The sequence below is a fragment of the Mycobacterium leprae TN genome, assembly GCF_000195855.1.
Lineage (GTDB): Bacteria > Actinomycetota > Actinomycetes > Mycobacteriales > Mycobacteriaceae > Mycobacterium > Mycobacterium leprae.
In genome coordinates this window covers 963,383-983,873 of record NC_002677.1, presented here as the reverse complement: position 1 = coordinate 983,873, position 20,491 = coordinate 963,383, and the positions used below count along the sequence as shown (strand labels likewise).

Annotated in this window: 14 protein-coding genes and 5 pseudogenes; 8 read left to right on the top strand and 11 right to left on the bottom strand. The window is 58.4% G+C overall.

The window, feature by feature from the left end; all coding sequences use genetic code 11:
* Positions 1–716: 716 nt before the first annotated feature.
* A pseudogene (locus tag ML_RS15395) lies at positions 717–837 on the bottom strand (RNA polymerase subunit sigma-70); the annotation flags it as partial.
* Positions 838–2,139: 1,302 nt separating this feature from the next.
* Between ML_RS15395 and ML_RS17285 the strand changes: the two are divergent.
* The 3 genes and pseudogenes from ML_RS17285 to ML_RS18730 all read left to right on the top strand — a co-directional run.
* On the top strand, positions 2,140–2,262 hold the full coding sequence (locus tag ML_RS17285; RefSeq protein ID WP_269147066.1) for a hypothetical protein: 123 nt from the start codon (positions 2,140–2,142) through the stop codon (positions 2,260–2,262).
* 92 nt (positions 2,263–2,354) lie between these two features.
* On the top strand, positions 2,355–2,765 hold the full coding sequence (locus ML_RS04170; protein WP_162618235.1) for an IS3 family transposase: 411 nt from the start codon (positions 2,355–2,357) through the stop codon (positions 2,763–2,765).
* Positions 2,766–3,343: 578 nt separating this feature from the next.
* Positions 3,344–3,426 (top strand): annotated as a pseudogene (locus tag ML_RS18730) (hypothetical protein); the annotation flags it as partial.
* A 215-nt stretch (positions 3,427–3,641) separates the two neighbouring features.
* On the opposite strand, the gene ML_RS04165 reads toward ML_RS18730, so the two are convergent.
* Complete coding sequence (locus tag ML_RS04165) at positions 3,642–5,033, bottom strand: glycine--tRNA ligase (protein WP_010907951.1); 1,392 nt, start codon at positions 5,031–5,033, stop codon at positions 3,642–3,644.
* Between the two features lie 166 nt (positions 5,034–5,199).
* Between ML_RS04165 and ML_RS04160 the strand changes: the two genes are divergently transcribed.
* Together ML_RS04160 and ML_RS04155 are read left to right on the top strand one after the other, a co-directional pair.
* Positions 5,200–5,622, top strand: coding sequence for an ArsR/SmtB family transcription factor (locus tag ML_RS04160; RefSeq protein WP_010907950.1), 423 nt, complete (start codon positions 5,200–5,202; stop codon positions 5,620–5,622).
* A 76-nt stretch (positions 5,623–5,698) separates the two neighbouring features.
* The gene (locus ML_RS04155) at positions 5,699–6,091 is read left to right on the top strand and encodes a Fur family transcriptional regulator (protein ID WP_119607924.1); all 393 of its coding nucleotides are present in this window, start codon (positions 5,699–5,701) and stop codon (positions 6,089–6,091) included.
* 682 nt (positions 6,092–6,773) lie between these two features.
* Here the strand turns inward: ML_RS04155 and ML_RS18725 are convergent.
* The 5 genes and pseudogenes from ML_RS18725 to ML_RS19815 all read right to left on the bottom strand — a co-directional run bounded on the left by ML_RS18725 (position 6,774) and on the right by ML_RS19815 (position 14,093).
* Positions 6,774–7,822, bottom strand: a pseudogene (locus ML_RS18725) (potassium channel family protein).
* A 482-nt stretch (positions 7,823–8,304) separates the two neighbouring features.
* Positions 8,305–8,487: a hypothetical protein gene (locus ML_RS17275; RefSeq protein ID WP_269147064.1), complete on the bottom strand. Its 183-nt coding sequence runs from the start codon at positions 8,485–8,487 to the stop codon at positions 8,305–8,307.
* A gap of 320 nt (positions 8,488–8,807) precedes the next feature.
* The gene (locus tag ML_RS17270) at positions 8,808–9,074 is read right to left on the bottom strand and encodes a hypothetical protein (RefSeq protein ID WP_269147063.1); all 267 of its coding nucleotides are present in this window, start codon (positions 9,072–9,074) and stop codon (positions 8,808–8,810) included.
* Positions 9,075–9,937: 863 nt separating this feature from the next.
* Positions 9,938–10,453: a hypothetical protein gene (locus tag ML_RS17265; protein WP_269147062.1), complete on the bottom strand. Its 516-nt coding sequence runs from the start codon at positions 10,451–10,453 to the stop codon at positions 9,938–9,940.
* 536 nt (positions 10,454–10,989) lie between these two features.
* Positions 10,990–14,093 (bottom strand): annotated as a pseudogene (locus tag ML_RS19815) (PD-(D/E)XK nuclease family protein).
* A 784-nt stretch (positions 14,094–14,877) separates the two neighbouring features.
* Between ML_RS19815 and ML_RS15385 the strand changes: the two are divergent.
* Positions 14,878–15,048, top strand: coding sequence for a hypothetical protein (locus ML_RS15385; RefSeq protein WP_231846727.1), 171 nt, complete (start codon positions 14,878–14,880; stop codon positions 15,046–15,048).
* Between the two features lie 375 nt (positions 15,049–15,423).
* Positions 15,424–15,781, top strand: a pseudogene (locus ML_RS04125) (MGMT family protein).
* Between the two features lie 27 nt (positions 15,782–15,808).
* Here the strand turns inward: ML_RS04125 and ML_RS04120 are convergent.
* The 3 genes from ML_RS04120 to ML_RS04110 all read right to left on the bottom strand — a co-directional run bounded on the left by ML_RS04120 (position 15,809) and on the right by ML_RS04110 (position 19,173).
* A complete protein-coding gene (locus tag ML_RS04120; protein ID WP_041322530.1) occupies positions 15,809–16,663 on the bottom strand; it encodes a TIGR02569 family protein in 855 nt (284 codons plus the stop codon).
* A gap of 93 nt (positions 16,664–16,756) precedes the next feature.
* Positions 16,757–17,944: an adenylyltransferase/sulfurtransferase MoeZ gene (gene moeZ, locus ML_RS04115; RefSeq protein ID WP_010907947.1), complete on the bottom strand. Its 1,188-nt coding sequence runs from the start codon at positions 17,942–17,944 to the stop codon at positions 16,757–16,759.
* 203 nt (positions 17,945–18,147) lie between these two features.
* On the bottom strand, positions 18,148–19,173 hold the full coding sequence (locus tag ML_RS04110; protein WP_010907946.1) for a DUF3152 domain-containing protein: 1,026 nt from the start codon (positions 19,171–19,173) through the stop codon (positions 18,148–18,150).
* 186 nt (positions 19,174–19,359) lie between these two features.
* Between ML_RS04110 and ML_RS04105 the strand changes: the two genes are divergently transcribed.
* A complete protein-coding gene (locus ML_RS04105) occupies positions 19,360–20,046 on the top strand; it encodes a TetR/AcrR family transcriptional regulator (RefSeq protein WP_010907945.1) in 687 nt (228 codons plus the stop codon).
* On the opposite strand, the gene ML_RS04100 is transcribed toward ML_RS04105, so the two are convergent.
* Positions 20,033–20,281 carry a DUF3107 domain-containing protein gene (locus ML_RS04100; RefSeq protein WP_010907944.1) on the bottom strand — a complete coding sequence of 83 codons (249 nt, stop codon included), beginning with the start codon at positions 20,279–20,281 and terminating at the stop codon, positions 20,033–20,035. The two genes, ML_RS04105 and ML_RS04100, sit on opposite strands and share 14 nt — an antisense overlap.
* Positions 20,282–20,491 lie beyond the last annotated feature (210 nt).

Here is a 20,491-nt window from a genome sequence, read left to right as displayed (position 1 = left end):
AATGGTTCGATGTCGGTCAGATGACCGGGACACGGCCCAGTGCCATAAGCCTTTTCGATCACCGGATCAGCCAGCAACATCAAAACCCTCGCTCTGGTGGCGGTGGTAATTTTTGCCAAGCACTCCCGACAAACATTCCATTGATTTGGACTACCGCAGGAGCGCAGAGACGTCGAAGCCCCAGTTCGTACTCGCCTTGATCCACGCTTACTGAAGCGGTTGTAACGACTTCAGCAAGTGTAGTGCTACAGCCATATTTGGCCCGAAAGCACACCGTCGCTATTTCCAATGATGCGCCATCAGCACATGAGACCTCATACGGCCAGGATCGTATCATTTAGCACGGGATAATAATTCGATATGACCAGGCGAAGTGATGTTTTTCAACTAGTGCCGTAGGCGGGGGTGCACTATCTTCCGTGCGTTGCCCGTCCAGTGACAACTGCGGTTAGACTCCACTGAACCCCTAGGACCGAATCGGTACTGGCCATGTTGCTACCTGCGGTTTGCAACTTTGTCCGTGATCAGACACAACTGCACCACATGCGGACTCGCGCCACCGCAGCCCATCATCTCCCCAGGCATCCTCCCGCCGCCCATACCCATCAGCAAGCCACCACCAGTAGGAGCCGCCCTGCCATCGCTTCAGCGTTTGGCATCGCACCCCCAATCCCGACACATCACCTATCCGAGCCGACATTGACCCCTGCCACATCGGCGGCACCGACATTACCGCGCAGCACTACGTCGGGATGCAGCACCGACACCAATCGGGCGAAGTCGCCGCTACGCCAGGCTGCGCAGGAACGCGTCGACTGCTTCGCATTGCGCGGCTATGGTTTTCGTCAGGAACTGGAATCGGTGTACTAGATGCGTGGTGAACCCAGTCCACGCCGTTGACACGTCCGAAACCGCCTGCGACACCAACTCCATCAACCTCACCAAATTTCAGCGACGACGCAGAACGACGTCAATGTCGATGCCACCGACGTCGCCGCAGTAAATTACACCACCATTAGCGGCCACATCTTGAGCTCACATATCCACATAATGAAACTCCGTGGCCGCAATCACCAGGAACGTTAATACTGAAGATGCTCGTTGCTAACAAAGACGACAACGTCGTCCGATTCACCGTCACCGGAGGTATCGTGGCAGCCAACGCCAACTCCGCCTGTCCCCGCCGCGTTCAACCACCCCACGTACAATGTCGCCGCCTTCGCCATCAACACCGATTCCGGGATCACCTACCCAACCCCGCAATCACCGAGGCAAATGACTACACCGGCGACTGCAAACCCGATACCAGCCCATCCTAGGCCATAGCCGCCACAAATAATTGGCCCTAACTCGCCTCCGGCAAAAAGTCGGGCAGAGCTAATATCAGTCAACAATCGTAAAACATCCTAAAGCCATCACAACATCGATCCAATAAATCGGACCGGAGCGTCCGACAATAACCCACTTCTACCGCCGGATAGCAAGACAATCTTGCGCCAAAATCCCTCCCTTTACCAAATTTTTCCACAGCTTTGTTAACGACATTTTACAGCGGTCTCACCGCCCCCAACTGAGTAAGAGAAATCTCAAGACACTGCCAAGCAAGATGTCACACCGTTCGACAAAGGATTATGACGGCGAAACATACAAACGATGAACGAAAGTTGACTTAGCAGATTTGAACTTAGTAAGAGACAACCACCCGTACAGTCAGTTGAGCATTACACAACACACCGGCTGGGCCGCTGAGCAAAGTGTTTAGAACAGTCCTAGGACGAACTCAAATCGAGCGATTTCTCCACCACCTGGCCCTCCTTCAACGGGCATTCCCTATCCATCCCCACGCGTTACCACCGATGACCCCCAACATACCGGCCGCACAACATCCTAAAACTTGTCCGCACCAACAGAGCCCGTATTTTGGGCTTCCCCTACGTACCGTAGAGATATCGTCTTGAAGGAAGTGATGGTGATGGAAAGACGAAGTGTCGATCGAGAGTTCTGTGAGGGAACGGTCTCGTATCGTTCGGGGACGGGTAAACCGATCGCGCAGGTGGCTCGGGAGCTGGGGCTGCACGAAGGCACGCTAGACTTGTAGGCGAATCTGGACCGACGCGTGCTCGAGACGGTGAGGTCCCGTTGAAACAGAGCGAACGCGAGGAGCTTAACCGGCCGCGTAAAAAGAACGCCGAATTGGCGATGAAGCGCGAGGTACTCAAGCACTCAGCAGCCCTCTGGATCAAAGAAGCGATGCGGCAGTGAGCCTGGCAGCGCTGAGTACTATACCCAGAGAGGGTGCGGCACACTAATCCCGCGCATGTGATGTTGCGCCGGGCAGTGGGCGCGGCATAAGCGTGGTTTCACAAGTGGCCCCATGGGGATGGCTCACCGCGTCGTCAGCGGAGAAAAACACCTTGGCTGCCACCGTCGTCTACCTGATTCACAAACACAAGCAAACTTATGGTTCACCACGTATCACTACCGATCTGCGGGCAATGGGTTGGCGGGTCGCGCCCAACACCGTGGCGGCGATGATGTGCGAACAGGGTTTAGCAGTTCGACGCACACGCCGCCGGTGCGGCACCACCAAGCCGAATAAATCGGCACGTAAGGCCCCGGACTTGCTACGTTGGTACTTCACTCCGCACGAGGAGCCGAACGTGGTATGGATGGGGAGTCTGACCGAGATTTCGGTCGATGAAGGCAAACTGCATCTGGCCTCGGTGCTGAACCTGCATTACGGCGAGTGCCCAATTTTGCCATAGACATCCACCACAACGCCGCGTTGGCGCGAGCAGCGTTGTGTATGGCCACCGCGGTTCTCTGTGGGTCGGTAGCCAGAGTGATTTTCCAAACCGATCAAGGCGATGTCACGCAGTCGATAGGGCGTACCGGGTCCGATCTTGACGATGCTGTCGGGGAATCTTCGAACTCCCCCATTGAATGGTAATGATTGCGTAACAACCACTTCCATAATCCATAACCGGTAAGAAACTGTTCCACGCAGTTATTGCTGGACTAACAACTTAACAGGGCACATAAGCATCCCACCAACGGCATGCTCAGTCCGATCGATTACGAACACATCTGCACACAGCCGAACAACGCGACACCTGGCACCCAGCCCGACCACGGACAAATCACACGAACCCAGATGGAAGCGGCTCCACCGCCGCTGTTCTTTCCGCCCAGCACCGCGCAGGAGCAATGGCAAGCACAGAGCCCTGCCCCGCCGAATCACGCAGCTCCCAGCTTCACACCAACAATCACCCCCACTACAAACAAAACCTCTACAGTTTCAGGGGATTGGCGACGCAGCGCTGGATAGTACAGCAAGATGACCTTCGTCGGACCACTATTGGGGTCGTTGTCACGGATCTACGGTGGAAAGTAACCGATCGCACGGAAAGTAACCGCGTCACTCTGGGCGTGCTGGGCAGCAAATGACCCCAACCCGGGATGGACAAGCGGCAACCATCTCGACTCAGAGCCCAGTCCGCGGTAGAACGGTGCTACGACATCGCGCAACAATCAAACTCAATCAGCGAACAACTTCGTTCACACTGACACCCTGCAGCGCTTCGCGGTATATCATTGACAGTAGGGCCCCGACACGCTCAAACGACCCGAGAACACTTCCACTAGCTACCTTTGAGCCGCACTGCAAGATAATCGGCAACGTTAGTCATCGCGACCCGCTCCTGCGTCATGGCGTCACGCTCGCGCACGGTAACGGCGTTGTCGTCAAGTGACTCGAAGTCCACTGTCACACAGAACGGCGTACCAACCTCGTCCTGGCGTCGGTAGCGTCGCCCAATGGCGCCGGCATCGTCGAATTCGCTGTTCCAGCATTTACGCAATTCTGCGGCCAAGTCACGGGCTTTGGGGCTCAAATCGACGTGCCGGAATAGCGGCAACACAGCGGCCTTAATCGGTGCCAACCGCGGATCCAGTCGAAGCAGCGCACGTTTGTCCATCCCGCCCCTGGTATTTGGGGCTTCATCCTCGGTGTAGGCGTCAATCAAGAACGCCATGAACGATCGAGTCAGACCGGCTGCCGGTTCTATGACATATGGCGTGTACCGAGTATCGTTGACCTGATCGTAGAACGACAGGTCAACTCCGGAATACCTTGCGTGCGTTGACAAGTCGAAGTCGGTTCTGTTGGCAACACCTTCCAATTCTCCCCACGGGTTACCGACAAAACCGAACTTGTATTCGATATCGACGGTACGGTCGGAATAGTGCGACAACTTGTCCTTCGGGTGTTCAAACAGCCGCAGGTTCTGCGGATCGATACCAAGTTCGACATACCACTGCATCCGGGTGTCGATCCAGTACTGGTGCCAGTCCCGCGCGGTCGATGGCTCCACGAAAAACTCCATCTCCATCTGTTCGAACTCGCGGGTGCGGAAGATAAAGTTTCCCGGGGTGATCTCGTTACGAAAACTCTTGCCAATTTGTCCAATACCGAACGGAGGCTTGCGGCGGGCGGTCGTCACCACGTTTGCAAAGTTGATGAAGATGCCCTGCGCTGTCTCGGGCCGCAGATAGTGCAACCCCTCCTCAGTCTCGATCGGTCCGAGATAAGTCTTCAGCATCAAGTTAAACTCCCGAGGCTCCGTCCACTGACCGGGCTCGCCGGTGTCCGGATCGCGAATATCAGCCAGGCCGTTACACGGCGACTGCCCATGTTTAGCCTCGTAGGCCTCGATCAGATGGTCAGCACGGTAGCGCTTGTGGGTGATCAATGACTCGACCAGTGGGTCGTGGAAGATCTCGAGGTGGCCAGACGCCACCCATACTTGTCGCGGCAGGATGATCGACGAATCGATTCCCACGACATCCTCACGTCCGGTCACCACCGAGCGCCACCACTGCCGCTTGATGTTCTCCTTGAACTCTACACCGAGCGGACCGTAATCCCACGCCGATTTTGTGCCGCCGTAAATCTCACCCGCAGGATAGACAAAGCCGCGCCGCTTGGCCAGGTTAACTACTGTATCGATGACGGATGCCACGAGGCAGGGCACTCCTTTTCTAATCCGAACGGTCGCGCAACAACGATCCGTGTGCGCAAAGCATCAGTCATGGTAGCGATCACCTCCACCAGCTTTGACATGCGCCATCACGCATGTGACGGTGGAATTACCCTAACGAATTCAATACCAGGTACTCCTCGAAGGTGATGACCTAAATATGGTGACGTCCCCGTCAACATCGACCACCGTTGACCTCCCATCCACGACCACCGACTTAAGCTCAGGTTTAGTTGAGGGGCACGAGCACGGCGCTGATGGGATTTCGAGGTTAGCGGATTACCCCGCACCCCCACCGCGCGAGACTCTGGATGCAGCCGGGGAGCTGTTGCGCGCACTAGCCGCACCCGTTCGCATCGCCATCGTGCTGCAACTGCGCGAATCGCAGCGATGCGTCCACGAACTAGTCGACGCACTGGGCATACCACAGCCACTGGTTAGCCAACACCTAAAAATCCTCAAGGGGGCGGGGATCGTCGCCGGAGAGCGCTCCGGACGCGAAATGCTTTACCGGCTTGCTGACTACCACCTGACGCACATCGTCGTCGATGCCGTCGCCCACGCTGGCGTGGATGCACTGTGACCCGCGCCAGCTACGATGCAGTAGAGGCACCGCTCGCTTGCGAGGGACGACGCGATGAAGGGAAGCGGCGCAGATGATGACTGGAGCCAGCGTCCGTTCCACCCGACAACGCGCGGCAATATCAACGCTGTTGGAGACGGTCGATGACTTCCGCTCAGCCCAGGAGCTTCACAACGAGCTGCGCCGCCGCGGCAATAATATCAGCTTGACCACCGTCTACCGTACCCTGCAATCGATGGCAGAGGCGGGAATGGTCGACACGTTGCGCACCAACACCGGTGAATCGGTCTACCGCAGATGTTCCAGGCAGCATCACCACCATCTGGTGTGCCGAGGCTGCGGTTCCACTATCGAGGTCGGCGACCACGAAGTCGAGGCATGGGCGGCAGAAGTGGCCGCCAAGCATGGATTCTCTGACGTTAGCCACACCATCGAAATCTTTGGCACCTGCTCAGAATGTCGGTCCTGAAACCGCCTCAAGGTGTCGTCGTGATGGTCATTTGGTGGTTATTTTTTGCTGGTTTGGTTTGGGTGGTGGTGTTGTGGTGGGCTGGTGGGGTGTGGGTGGTTGATCTGCGCTAGAAGGTTGCCGTATGTGCCGCCGACGGCCGGATCATCGATGCACTGTTCACTAACACGATACTGCTGCACCCGGCGGCATGCCTGCTTGCTGGCTGAGGGCCGGTCAACAAGCCGCCGACACCGATACCAGCGGCAGAAATGGTGCAAGGGATAACATCAGGTGCGAATAGTTATACCGTGCACGGGGACGTGCCTGTTCAGGTGCGGCCACATTGACCACGCCGACACCTCAAGGCCATGACATGCACACTAAAACGCCCCTACCCCGCGGCGCTAACAACTATCCTCACACCCACGCCTGCATCGATATCGCCTTCAGCACAGCCCAGGTGCCCAGCCCCTGGCATCATCAACATGTAGACCAAGCAGCACCCACCACCGACATGCTTACGTGCGCCGCGCTAATCGTGTCCACTGCGGCAAAGCACACGAAGCCTCATCGAAAGCAGGCAGTCAGCCACCCACCAACAAAAACCCCGCAACACAGCAAAACACGTCAACAGGATTCCGGGCTGCCCCCCACGACTACCGAACATATCGGCCAGTCATAAAACGCAAAAACAGCCATTTCACCCACCACCGACAAAACACCCACAACACAGCACCAGTACTGCGTGTCGGACATAGAGCAACCGGTCGCTGGCCTCAATGACGTCCCCCACCTCAGGTGTACCGATGCGCAGTAAGTAGCCGTCATGCACCATAACCACGCCCGATATCGCGCAAATGCCGCGGGGATCTGCCGACCTCGGTCTGCTTCATCTCACGTTCAGCAATCACCAATTCGGTGTGCGGAGTTAGCAGCCCCCCCCCGATCACTTGCACGACACCGGGCGTGGCGACACCAAGGCCGAGCAGTCGACCGGAGGTCGCCTACGAGACCAGCACAAAGCCCGCACCTGATTGCTGTAACAGGTGCTCATTCTCGTACTCATGGATCGACACAACGATCTTGACGTTAGGAGACAGCTACCGAACCGTCAAGATGACCAACACGGCGGTGTCATCGCGACCTGTAGCGACGACGATCGAGGACGGCATGCTGGCCCCAGCCAACCGCAGCACATCGGATTTGGTGGCGTCGCCGTGCACCGTGACCAGGCCGTCGGTCGAGGCGTGGTCGAGGGCAGTTCGATCGATATCAACGACGACCATCGAGCCCTGCGCAGCTTCAGGGCTTAGCCTCGCGGTTACCGCCGTTTTACCCTTGGTACCGTAGCCGATAACGATGGCGTAGTTGCGCACTCTGTTCCTCCAAAGCTGGATCTTCCACACCCGCCGCAATCGCTTGAAGAAGACCTTCGAGCATCGTGCCAACCAACACAGTTAAGAACCCGATCCGCAGAGGCATAAAGACCACGGTATGGAGCAAACGCACGGCTTGAGCACACAAAATGATGTGGTTGTAGTCGATCGCCGATAGTGACACAGCCACAAATTAAAGGCGATCTAATGGTATCCGCTTCGGTCCAGGTAGACCACAACAGTGGCCGCGAACAACACCACCAAAGCAATGACCATTCGGCGTGTAGATCACGCGTACAAGGCTAGAGTGAACCTCAGGGATACGCCAGAACACCAACCAGGATAGATAACCCACCAGGGCTGGGCAGCCAATGTCCTATAGAGACCGCCGCGCTGCCGGCAACCTACCGCTCCGCACGGCGGTCTGTCATTGCCTTAACCTAGTACACGACACCTAATGTAACCACGATCGCTGGCTCCACTAAAAGTAGTTGAACAGCTCCCGTCATACGTTGGCAGCGCAGCTGCCAACGTAATCACCCAGCAGCCCCTCCAGATCGGTAGCGTCAAGCAACTAATCGGGGGTGACCGTAACTCCGCTACGCAAGTAGTATAAAGTCCGCACGCACCGATGACTCTGGGCATCCGCACAAAACCACCCACGCTAAGCGGTAGACGGCGGCCTGACGCATGGCCTCCGCCCCGCGCGGCGACTCACCGGTCATCCAATCCATCACGATGATGTAACCATAAAGATCGACTAACACTGCGTCAACGCAACCGCGCAGCGCGTTACCACCGATTGGGTATTTCGAATAGCACCTCGACCGCCACGGACGTGCGGATAGCCTACCGCTACCGGCCAAACGCCGCCTGCAACTCGGCCAACTCCCGGGTGTCTACGACGTCGGAATCTGCAGCACCTGGCAAGTAAGCAAGATCGAACAGCCGCTCTGCGCCGTAGAACCGATGAACCCGGGCGTGAAACGCATTACCCAGTAATGCGGGCGAGTAGGCAGCCGATGTATTAGCGGTCAAACCGCACCGATTGGATCTCGAGCCAGGCCCACCAAACCAGTGACCGACACTTAATAACTGGTATAACTGGGCAGAGTGCAGGCAAGACACCTTTCAGCGCTTGAACACTCGGCCAGTAGGGCATCGACGCCGGTAACCCAGCCTCGATACCGGTGCTGGGATTAGCCATATCGTCCACCATCGTGACGACCACCAACGCTGCCCAGTGTTCGACGTCACTGCGGATCCCGGACAACATGTAAGATAAGCAAGACAAAAACTTCGATAACTTTGTCGATCAGCGTATTTCGTGCACCAAAGGCGGGAGAAGATTCCCACTGTTACACCACCCCGCAGGGATCGCCGGCCGCGGCCGATCGGTCGATAATGTCCTTGAATGCACACAGGAAATCAAAAGGACCGCGGCGGCTTGATCTCAGTGGGACCCCGCCATGCCTGAAGACCAGCAACGTGTCCTCGACACTAATGGTGCCCACGTACAACAGACGGCGTTCCTCGCTGACACGCCATTGCTCAAATTGGTGACGATGAGCGAAGATCTTGCCCGACAGCTGCTTTCGCTTGGCGACATCCGATGGATCCAGCATCGGAATACCGAGTGCGCCAGCTTAGCTGCAGTCGACGCATTGGTCTCACTCGTCGTAGCGATTGCCCGCTCGGCATACTCGGCAACCACATAGGGGAAGGCGTCAAGATGTTCGGCACCGGACCAAGCACCCGAGAGCTGGGTGGCAGCGCTCGGACTTCGCAGTCGACACCCAGCACACGACGTATTTAGGCAACCAGGTCGAGCAACTAATTACACAGATGGCCGCGTAACGCATTTAGTTCGCCGGCGAACGCACAGATACGCTGATAGCCCGGAACCGAATACGAACTGTCTGGTCCGAGACCGCCGAGCGTGACGGTCAGACAAACGATATCAACATCAAGACTACCGGCCGCCATAACAATCTACTCCGGTAAAGCGTACCTCGCAGCAGTGTAGCCCACCCAACACCAACACGCCCCGCCGCAGCAGGGCTACATCGCAACCACCAAGCTGCTAACGGGGACCAGTCAACACACGCACTGCCGCAGCGCCGGTCGTAGAATTAGCGACGAACCGTAGCAACTACCACACCAGCGACTTCAGGGATGGATAGCAGGCCGGCCCGGCCGACCGACTTCCACCAGGATTCCGCGGGCGTGCAGAGCATAAGCGATTGGGTGCAGTGTCCTCATTACAATGCACCAGCACCGACGGCAGTCGGCGAGCCGACTGCCGTCGGTGCTGGTAGTGCGCGGATATGTGGTCGGCGATCTACTCGCGTCCGGCGCGCATGTCGGGAAGTAGCGCAGCGCGCGGACCGCAACCGATCCTCGTGCTTCCGCAGATATGTCGTTGCTTACGCGTAGAGTGCACAGCGAACTACGCCAGCTGACCCGCAGCTCTACCACCGGAATAGTCCTATCCCTGGATCGAGGGAAGTCGGTGGTGGAGCGAGGCAAGTTCGTCGCGGAAGCGCCAAGCCATCCGTACATGGACGGAATGGGAATTCCTACCACTGTCCACGCCAGTTCGTCGTCTCCTTCGTTCCCGCCACCCCCGAACAGTCCCCTGACAACGTGAGGCGCCGGGCATGTCCGGTGTCTTGGTACTCGTCCGAGCACCACCACCCGGTAGCGACTGCGCAGGTCTTGAGCAGACTTGCGGGAACGTCGCGGCCAAACGCGTCGCACAGGCCATCTGAACACCGAAATCCATCATCTTCGCGACGCGCACCCACTCAACCAGCGCGTCGAGCAGCAGCACCAGCACGGCGCGCCCAGTCTGGGTGACCAACATACGCAGCAACCACTGGCTGGAGCCGCAGTCACTCTGGTAGAAGCCAGTAAACAAGGCGTGCACCAGCCACTCCAGTTCCACATGGGTGTCACAGAACTGCTGGGTATCCACCAGATATTCCGTGAGTTGACCCAACAACCGGCAACACCATTGAGGTCACCGAAGTCGGGGTCTTGTCCGTATCGTACTCGCCGCGATACCCGTTGACGACGTCGAAGGGCAGCTGCCCACAGCTCGGTCTCGCTGAACAACCGGGTGTCAAACTCGACGGGTAACAACAAGCCATAGTCATGGAGCAGCGAGCCGGCGCAAACGTGATAGGTTATGATTCTCGATTCGACGGCTGCCAGGACCGCGGGACTAGTGAGCCCCGGGCCTGATACCGACCAACCGGGAACGAACGCGGCGCAGCAGCTGAGCTGGCGGCCTTGCAGTCGAACATCAAGCACAGAACCCGGCCTAGTTCGGCGCAGCCGTTGACGACCAACGCAGACCACCGGCGCGACCATCGTTTCCGTTTTGTCGGCACCGGTAATGACGACAAAACGGACCCTACGGCACGGCGATGGCGGCTGCTTGCTCGTAGGTGGGCGACAGTCCTAGGGTACCGACTAATCCAGCCGTGCGTGGCGAATCATCACCCACAAATCTAGTCACAGCGCAAACCCGTCGGTTCAAGCCGGACAATACGGCCGTATCGCACAGTGTGCGCAACCGGGCGTTGCGCCGGGTGATGAACTGCGGGACGGTTATCGCATTGATCTTCCGCCGAACAACGTTACACCAATGATCACGGTCAGCTGGTGTTATGTGCATCCTGCGCGCGTTCGATGGCGACCGCCGGCCCAATCCTGCAAATAAACTATGCGAGCACCGCCGGGCCCCATGCTGACGGGTCAGCTGGAAACATGCTTTCGGCCACCGCCAATTTATACGTCGCTAGCTGCGCGTGTTGTTGCATATCGTCCTTACTTACCGACGTTTTGCTGATTTTGATATCGGCGATCACCAGCCGGCCAGCTACGTCGCGTTCCAGCCAATCGGCCCGACCGCGCAGCCAAACATCGCCGGCTTGATCCTAAGACTCGCCCAGCTCACCAAGCGTTCTATCGATGCCGACATCAGTCAGTTCTTATCGAATATGGGCACGCCATTCGACAAACGTCTATATCACTGCGCGATACCGGGCAAGTTCGTTGAGCGAATGCCACCGGGCGTCGAAGGGCAGGTGCTGCCAGGCCCGGTCCAGCTCGGCCAGCAGTTGCGATTCCCTTTTGCCCGGTTCAGCGATCAATGCATACAGCACCGGGCTGATGGCCGACAGCAGATCTCGCGCATTGATTCCGCCGTGCCATTCGACTAGCCAACGCGGCTAACACTCGTTGAGTGTCTGCAGAGTTGACGGCGTCAACATGACAAGATCGTTGTCACCACGGAACCGATCACTACTGCTGACCGGGAATCATGCCATCCGACTGGGTCAGCACCCGACACACCAGCGTTAGCCAACCGCACCAATTGAGTTGCTGCATACGCTCGAGCTACGTCGTCCAACATACCGTCGAGCGCACAGAAAATGCCGTGTAATCGGCCCACCAGCGCCGCTGGTCATAGCACTCATGGGTACGAAACAAGCTACGCCACTTCGTGATCACTGTCACCAGCGGCCCATTTAACGATCTCGAGAAAGAACGCCGATGGCAACGCTGCTTCCAGACCCGGCCCGTCGGTGCCACTGTCTATGACAGTCACTAGCAACCGGCGGTAGCCCATCGCCGCTACCAAGAGCCGCAGCTCTTCGATCAGGAGTAGCGCCCGCACGGAGACATCCTCGGTGACACCGTCGAGCAGTCATTAAGTGTCCAGCACACCACCACACGAAACCGTGTTGGGCCACAACCCGTCCTGTATGCCTGCGTGACTATAAAATCCCATTCATGTCACAGTGCCGCGTGCGTACTGAGCACCCTAACCTGTGCCGTCGTCACTGGCTTGCACCTGCAGGTTGGCAACTGCAGCGCAGCAACATCTTCATCTTCCGCAAGCTCGCGCAACGACGCACCTGACGTGTGGCACACGTAATGATCAATAATGTCGCATTACACGGTAACCGTCTCAAGGTCCCTGGGCCCCGGCTGGGCCGCCGCGCTCGCTGGCCGCCAGCAGGCAATGTGGCAGACCAGACCGATGCCACGCCGCCCACAATATGTAGCGCGAATCTTCGCCGTCCCTAGGACAGCCTGCGGCCGCATCCAGGACGACACGCACCATTGCACCAGCCCTGACCACCCCCCGATACCGGTACCCAATCGGCCAGCACCTCCACCAGGAGGCTATCTCGAAATTCGCCAATCGACGATCAGAGTTCCCTGCGCTGCAGCGGTCGGTGCAGTTGCCGGAGCGAGACTGGGTCGACACGACCAATTGGCCCGGTCAGTAGTAACAACGCCTGTTCGCCATCAAGCCCTACAGTCGTCGCCGCCAACACTGTGAGCAACGCTGCATGCCGCAGGCTCCGCCGACAACGGCCCACTGATAGCAGGTACCGTGACCGAAACCCCGGCGGCAGCCAAACCGCGGGGCGGCTCGCGGCATCGACCGGACGACGACCGCCATCTGGCCGACCACGGCATCCTGTCGATTAGATACGCACGCCGCAGCGTATCAACGATTATCTACGTTTCCGCGTGAATCGAGGCTGCCAGTCATACCGTGACCGATCCATTCTCGACCCCAGGGCCATCGATCTGCCTGACACCGACGCCACCCGGTAGCCGACACACGATGCTGTTGACGGCGCGCACCGCCGCCGGTGCACAGCGGTGCGACCCGGTCAACGTCACCGACCGGGAAGCAGCACCCGGTTGCAGGAGATTATCGGACAGCAATCTGGCCGGCTCGCCGCTCCGAAAACTGAACACTGCCTGGTTGGGGTCGCAGGCAATCAGTACCCGCTCCGTCCTGGCCGCCAGCACCAGAACCAGGCGAGCAGCCTGCAGGTTAAGTTGCTGAGCATCATCGATCAGCAAGAGCCGAATCCGGTGTACGTTCGGCTGCTAACAACGCAGCATCGACCGTGAAAGCCGCTAACGCAGCACCCCCAAGTTCAACCGGCGCCCAGCGCCAGAGTCGTCGAATGCGGTGCTGCCACTCCGACCGCAGGTCGCAGCAGCATCGACTTGCTCATATTACCTTGCGAATTGGCCGACAGCGGTCCATTCTGGACGCCAGCACAAAGGCCGGACCAGTCGCTCCAACTCCAGCGCTTCTACATCGCGTTGGGCTGCAGCGCGCCAAGAAGTTTCGCAGCTCTCTGGCGAAATCCGCGGTGCTTACAGCGGGTCGTAGATAGGACAACCATGCCGTCGCGGAGTGCATTACGTCTGCTAGGTCACCGGCCAGCAGCTCGCGGATGATGGCGTCTTGCTCGGCGCTGATTACTAGGCACGACGGCACATCGCCGACCCGCCGCAAGACCGCGTAGACGTAACATGCACAGTGCGCACCAACGGTTCGCGGACAGCCACCCGACAAAGTCCAGTTGTGCGCGAACGCAGCAACGACGTCGTCAGCGCGCTGCACGCCGGTATACCGATCCGGCCAGAACCAATAAGCAGCAGAACCGATTCCGGTTCAACACCGATACCAAATGTGACATAACCGCAGCGTCAACCAGCAAGCTGCTCTTGCCGGTACCCGGGTCGCCCAGGATCAGGCAACGTGCACCCAGAACTAGAACAGCGCGCGCCTCAACATCCCAGGTGTATAGTGTTGACATAGTCCGCACGCAATCATGCTGATCTGACAAAGGTATGCGCTGTATCGCATCGCTCGCATCCGCCAAATAGCTGCGACATTGCCCCAGCGTAGCCCCCAACTCTATTCACTACCCGCGCTAGGGAGTGGGCCAACGGCAAAACTAGCAACTTGGCTGGTATTGGTCGGATACTCGTACCTGGAAAGCCGAAACACGCAGCTGCAAAACGACAACACAGTGTTGCTGTCCGACAACGCCAAACTGCTGGTCTCCCGAAGGCCAATTCCTGGCTGTCCTTAGATTAAGCTAATTAAGGAAAGGTTACGATCGTGAAGGACATCAAAGGCGCCATCCCTGGTAACGAAATGATTGAAGCCGATGCGTTATAAGAGCACCTAGCCATTGCTTTCGACGACCAAGCTATGTAACTCCGATCAAGCTTTTGTTGTCCCTGCTTCAGACGACAAATGGGATGCCCACCGAGTAGTCCGGCCGACACAGCACGCCGATCGCCCGCCCAGCCGAGAATACCCGCTGTCCCAACTGGCACCGTCGACGGGTAACCACTGACCCTCACGTGCACCGCTACAGTCCGCTCGACCCAATACGAACGCTAGCTATCCATGGACTGAACGGCCACGGGCAGCGCTGGCAACATGTGACTGAATACGTGCCCAAAACCGAGATTACCGCAACGGATCTGGTAGATCACGGCAGGTGATCGTGGGCTGCGCCGTGGACCATCAAAACTAACGTTTCGGCGCTGAGCGCATTACTCGAAGATGAGGCTGAGCCCCGATACTGTTTGGTCGGCCATTCGTTCAACGACACTACACTTATAGCGTTGCATCTGGCCGCGACTTATCCGAATCAGGTGGCCACCCTACTGTCCCTCGACCTGGCAATCGGCTTAGACGGAGCGTGGATGCGCAAGATCGCTGAGGCGATGTTTACCACCCCGACTACCCGAAGATGACACAAGCGCATAGAGAAATATGGACTCTTAGGCAAAGGTTAACCCCGCGTTGCCCGACGCCAAACTCAACAAACACCTAATCAAGCTGACCAGCGGACAATATGGCTGGCTCCTAAGCATACCGGCGATCATGTCACACTGGAGCGAGTTGGCCCGTAACGTCATGCTACCCGCCTGCGGGAACGATGACCAAGCTGACACGAGCGACGCTGAACCTGGCAACCCTAGGGCAGCGACCAACTCATCGCAAGGCTCCAACAAAGATCGGGATCCGATTGCTCACTGCTCGATTTAAACTGCGGTCACATAGTGGCCGCAGCCAGGACAGCCAAAATCGCCACGGTGATCCCGCAAGTAGTTAGAAACGCACTGACCGTGCTTCCGGTAACCGACGATCAATCCGAGCGGGTCCGCTCACTGATAGCAGCGATCCCGCCAAGACGCTTCACCACCTACGACAACATCGACTCTGCCGCAGGACTTTCCAGTCCACGGATCGCCGGCCAGATCATGCGGACTGACTCCTACGACCTGCCCTGGCACCGGGTGATAACCGCGTATAGGCATCCGGCGCGACATTTAACCACCCGACAACTAGTACTGCTACACCTCCGAAAGGATTCTCGCTGTTGACAACAAAGTGGCGCTACGCGAAACTCGCTACGAATTCCAAACCGAGCACGCCATCCAAATCAACTTTACCGAGGCGAACTTCGGGATGTCTTCGCAGTAACGTCGATGTCAAATGCCGCTCCGCGGCTTAGAGCACTAGCCGGACCAACGCCGCGGTTCGAGCCAACCCTGGGAACGCCTCGGCAGTCGACCGCGGATGCAATGCATGGACGGCAAGGCGAAACATCAATGCGCGCAACAACATCTGCGGCCATTCCGGCAGCGCGTTCCAACGTTCGATAAGCCCATCGTCGGCTTCACCCCAGGACAGTGCGTCCACGACAACAACACCCGCAGCCCACGATGCGGGCCGCCAGTAGGGCGTGATGTCGGTAATTCCCGGCGCCGCTGTACCTACGAAAAGCATTGTTCCGTAAAGATCTCCATGCACCAGCTGGTTCGGGCTCCTGGTCGGCTTGCGCAGACCAGCCAGCTGGTTGATCAGATCGACCGATCTTTGACCGTCAGTCGTCATGGGTGCGGCCCACACCCCGGAGGGTACCGACTGCAACGGCCGGCCCTCCCAGGCGGCACGGTCGGCGGCAATGAAAATATCCACGTCCGCCCAACGCGCCGTGGGCCCTTGGGTCAGAAATCGAGGACGCTCGAGTTTGCCGGTGGCCTCATGCAGTCGCACCGCCGCCGAGACGACTTCATCGTGTCTAGCCTCCGGTGTCCCGGCAACGAATGTGTTGGCCCGCCAGCACGAAACCACGTACCGACCGTCGGTCGAGCGGACCGGTCGGGCCAGGCGGATACCGTCGACGAACAACGTCTCCCGCACCCGGGCCGACCAGGCCGCGCGGGCGTTGTCGGCCACCATCGACAACACAACTTCACCACACCGCCAGCCACCTTCCCAGCTGGCTCCCAATGGGACGGGCTGCACACCAGTCAAACCGAACGCCGACAACACATGCTCGGGCGGCGGCTCAACTGTCACCCGGGTCAGCCTAGTAGAGCCCGACCGTGGCGACCGCAAGCGCGGCGAAACCGAACACAGCGCGTCACCACCAGCCCAAGATCGAATCTCGTACTAGTAGATCACCATGTCGGGTTGCACCTGCTTGGCCCATGCCACAATTCCACCCTGCAAGTGCACCGCGTCGGAGAAACCAGCCTTTTTCACAGTGGCCAACGTCTCGGCCGAGCGCACGCCCGTCTTGCAATACAGCACCGACATGCGGTCCTGAGGCAGCTTTGCCAGACCCTCACCCGAGTTGATCAACGATCGCGGGATCAGCTGAGCGCCGTCGATGTGCACGATGTCCCACTCGACGGGTTCACGAACATCTATCAAGGCCAGCTTCTTGCCGGAATCCAGCAACTCGCGCAATTCCCGCGGCGTAACGATGGAGCCGGTAGCCACCTGGGCCGCATCGTCAGACACCACACCGCAAAATTGCTGATAATCTGTAAGCTCCGTGATTTTCGGTCTGGACGGGTCCTTGTGGATCCTGATCCTACGGTAGCTCATCTCCAACGCGTTGTAGATCATCAACCGGCCGAGCAGCGGCGCACCAATCCCGGTGATCAGTTTGATCGCCTCGGTGCCCATCACCGACGCGATAGAGGCACAGACGATGCCCAGCACGCCGCCTTCTGCGCAGGATGGCACCATGCCAGGGGGCGGTGGCTCCAGGTACAGATCGCGGTAGTTCAGGCCCAGCCCGTCGGGGGCATCCTCCCAAAACACTGAGACCTGGCCTTCGAAGCGGTAGAGCGACCCCCACACATACGGCTTTTTAGCCAGCACCGCGGCGTCGTTGATCAAATACCGAGTCGCGAAGTTGTCGGTGCCATCGACGATCAGATCGTACTGCTTGAACAGGTTAACCACATTACTCGACTCCAGCCTGAACTCGTGCAATCGCACCTGGACGAGCGGGTTGATTGCGACAATCGAGTCGCGCGCTGACTGGGCCTTGGACCGTCCAACATCGGCTACGCCATGAATAATCTGGCGTTGCAGGTTCGACTCGTCGACGACGTCGAAATCGATGATGCCGATCGTACCGACGCCGGCCGCGGCCAGATACAGCAATACCGGCGCGCCCAGCCCGCCCGCACCGATGACCAATACCCGCGCGCTCTTGAGCCGCATCTGCCCATCGACGCCTATGTCCGGAATGATCAAATGGCGGCTGTATCGAATCACCTCATCGCGGCTCAGCTGGCCCGCAGGCTCAACTAGCGGCGGCAGTGATGTCGAGGATGTCGACATCGAATATCTCTCCTAGGGTAGCGTCGCAGTTCAACTTCTGAGGCATGTCGTCTACAACACATCACAGCAGGTGTCTGCATCAACGGCAACGACGCTCAATGTGTAATAACACCAGGACCGCCAGCGTTGCTTCATTGTGAGCTAGGTCTGGAGCCTGTCCACGAGAAGCTCAGCCAACACCACGGCGGGTACAGTCACCGGGGCTAAGCAATTGGATACGGCCAAGGATTGAATCGGCAGGTCTTGCCATCGGGCTTGACCCATTCCGGGTCGAACTTCGCTCCATCGTTATTGGACGTGGAAAACGTTTGCTGCATCATGACCGGGGCTAAGCCACCCTGCTTGTCGCAGGGCTCGTGGCGCACATACCCGATGGCATGGCCAACCTCGTGGTTGATCACGTACTGTCGGTAGGAACCCACATCCCCTTCGAATGGAAGGGCTCCGCGCAGCCAGCGCGCCTCGTTGATCAAAACCCGAGCCTGCCGGTCCGGACCAAACGACGGATTGTAACATGACGTCTCCAGTCGGAATTCGTACCCACATCCTGCACGTATAGTCAGCGGAGACACGAGCGAAATCCGAAAGTCGGGCATCCCGGTATCAATTCGGGTGAAAGCGAATTGCGGATTGTGAGTCCAACCTTTCGGATTAGCCAGCGTCTGGTCGACCATCTGGGCGAATGCGCCGTCGCCACCGAACATAGTCGGATCCAGCCCGTTCTCGATCTCGATGGAGTACTTGAACACCTTGGTGGCGCTTTGACTGATCTGCGGCATCGTACCCGGAACAACATGCCAGGTCTTGTCGCCCGCTTCAGTGAATGCCCCCCCGTCTGGCAGTGTCCCAGCCGGCAAATTGGCGTCGAACGCGGCAAGACCTCGAGGCGGCACGTCCATAATAGCCGTGCCCACCGCACCGATGACCGGTGGTTCCGTGATGGGCTCGCTCGCTGCCGGCTCCGGCGCGTTTGTCCCAGTTACCGTTTGGTATAGGACCACCGCCGTGAGCGCCATCAGAAAAGGCAGTGCATAAGCGCGCCAGCCAAAGACGGAGACGAACCGTCCTAGCCGTGTTTGCTTACGCCATCGACGCGACCGACCACGGTTAACCCGGACCCGCCCTTCGCCCCTGGCGAGCGGTTCACGCTGGGCCCGCAGTGGTGCTCGCCACTCTTCTCGTAGCACAGGTACACGACCGGGGCTGCCAACGGGCCCGGGGGAGCTCACTTTCCCAGGATTACACAGCTCGCATCGACTGGGAGCCTTGGCACGCCAGAATGCGTGCCAAGGCTCCACCTTGCCAACGCCGACAAAGCCGGCGCTGGTCGGGCAGACAACACGGGTAGTAATGTCATTTTGACGAGCCGGCAGCTGGGCCCGACTGTAATTGGCCAACGACCAGACAAGGATTCGATGAACAATCTCGCCAAAGCAGCACAGCGGCGTACTGTTAGGCCGATCGACCGCGGTCGACTATCTGATGATATAGCGACGCCCAACCAGCGCAGCAACCGATTATCCCGCGACAAGCGTCGTGGCCAATTGCTTATCGTTGCCAGTGACGTCTTTGTCGACCACGGCTACCACGCAGCCGGGATGGACGAGATCGCCGATCGGGCAGGAGTCAGCAAACCCGTTCTATATCAACATTTTTCGAGCAAGCTGGAACTGTATTTGGCGGTGCTTGAGCGGCACATGAACAATCTGGTGTCGAGCGTACAACAGGCTTTGCGCACGACTACCAACAACCGGCAACGGCTACACGCCGCAGTCCAGGCATTCTTCGACTTCATCGAGCACGACGGGCAAGGCTACCGGCTGATCTTCGAGAACGACAATATCACGGAACCTAGGGTTGCCGCACAGGTACGAGTAGCCACCGAATCGTGCATAGACGCAGTGTTCGCTCTTATCAGCGCGGATTCTAGGTTAGACCCGCACCGCGCCCGGATGGTCGCGGTAGGTCTAGTCGGTATCAGTGTCGACTGCGCCAGATACTGGTTAGACACCAACCGCCCCATTTCCAAATCAGACGCCGTCGAGGGGACCGTGCAGTTCGCCTGGGGTGGGCTGTCACATGTGCCGCTTACCCGTTTGTAGCTGACTCGGCCCCGATTCCAAAGCCTACCCGGCGAGCGTCGGCGACCCCGATCTCCACATAGGCAATCTTGGCACCGTGTATCAGGAAACGACGGCCCCTTTCGTCGGTCAGGACCAGCAAACCCAAGCCCTCGCGCAGTGCGGCGCTAACGAGCTCTTCGATTTCACCAGGTGTCTGCGCACTGGAGAAGGTCAGCTCGCGCGGACTGTCTGTGATACCGATCTTGACCTCCACTTATTGGCCCCTTCCGTGGGTATGTCTCTGCGATTCCATGCAAACGTGTCAGCAGCCAGGCTAGTGGACGAATCAACGCGTCCGGATACAAATACAAATGAGCCCACCGGATCTCCCCCGGCGACGTTTGGCGGCAAGCCTCGACGGACAGCTAGCCGCAGATAACGATTAGCTCCCAGCTAAGCTAACACGCTGCGCGACGCCAGATAC

Bases quoted from the DNA above. Each gene is read 5' to 3' on its own strand.
- ML_RS04160 (WP_010907950.1), top strand. From the start codon at position 5,200: ATGGTGACGTCCCCGTCAACATCGACCACCGTTGACCTCCCATCCACG.
- ML_RS04155 (WP_119607924.1), top strand. From the start codon at position 5,699: ATGACTGGAGCCAGCGTCCGTTCCACCCGACAACGCGCGGCAATATCA.
- ML_RS17270 (WP_269147063.1), bottom strand. From the start codon at position 9,074: ATGCTGGATCCATCGGATGTCGCCAAGCGAAAGCAGCTGTCGGGCAAG.
- moeZ (WP_010907947.1), bottom strand. From the start codon at position 17,944: ATGTCGACATCCTCGACATCACTGCCGCCGCTAGTTGAGCCTGCGGGC.
- ML_RS04105 (WP_010907945.1), top strand. From the start codon at position 19,360: ATGAACAATCTCGCCAAAGCAGCACAGCGGCGTACTGTTAGGCCGATC.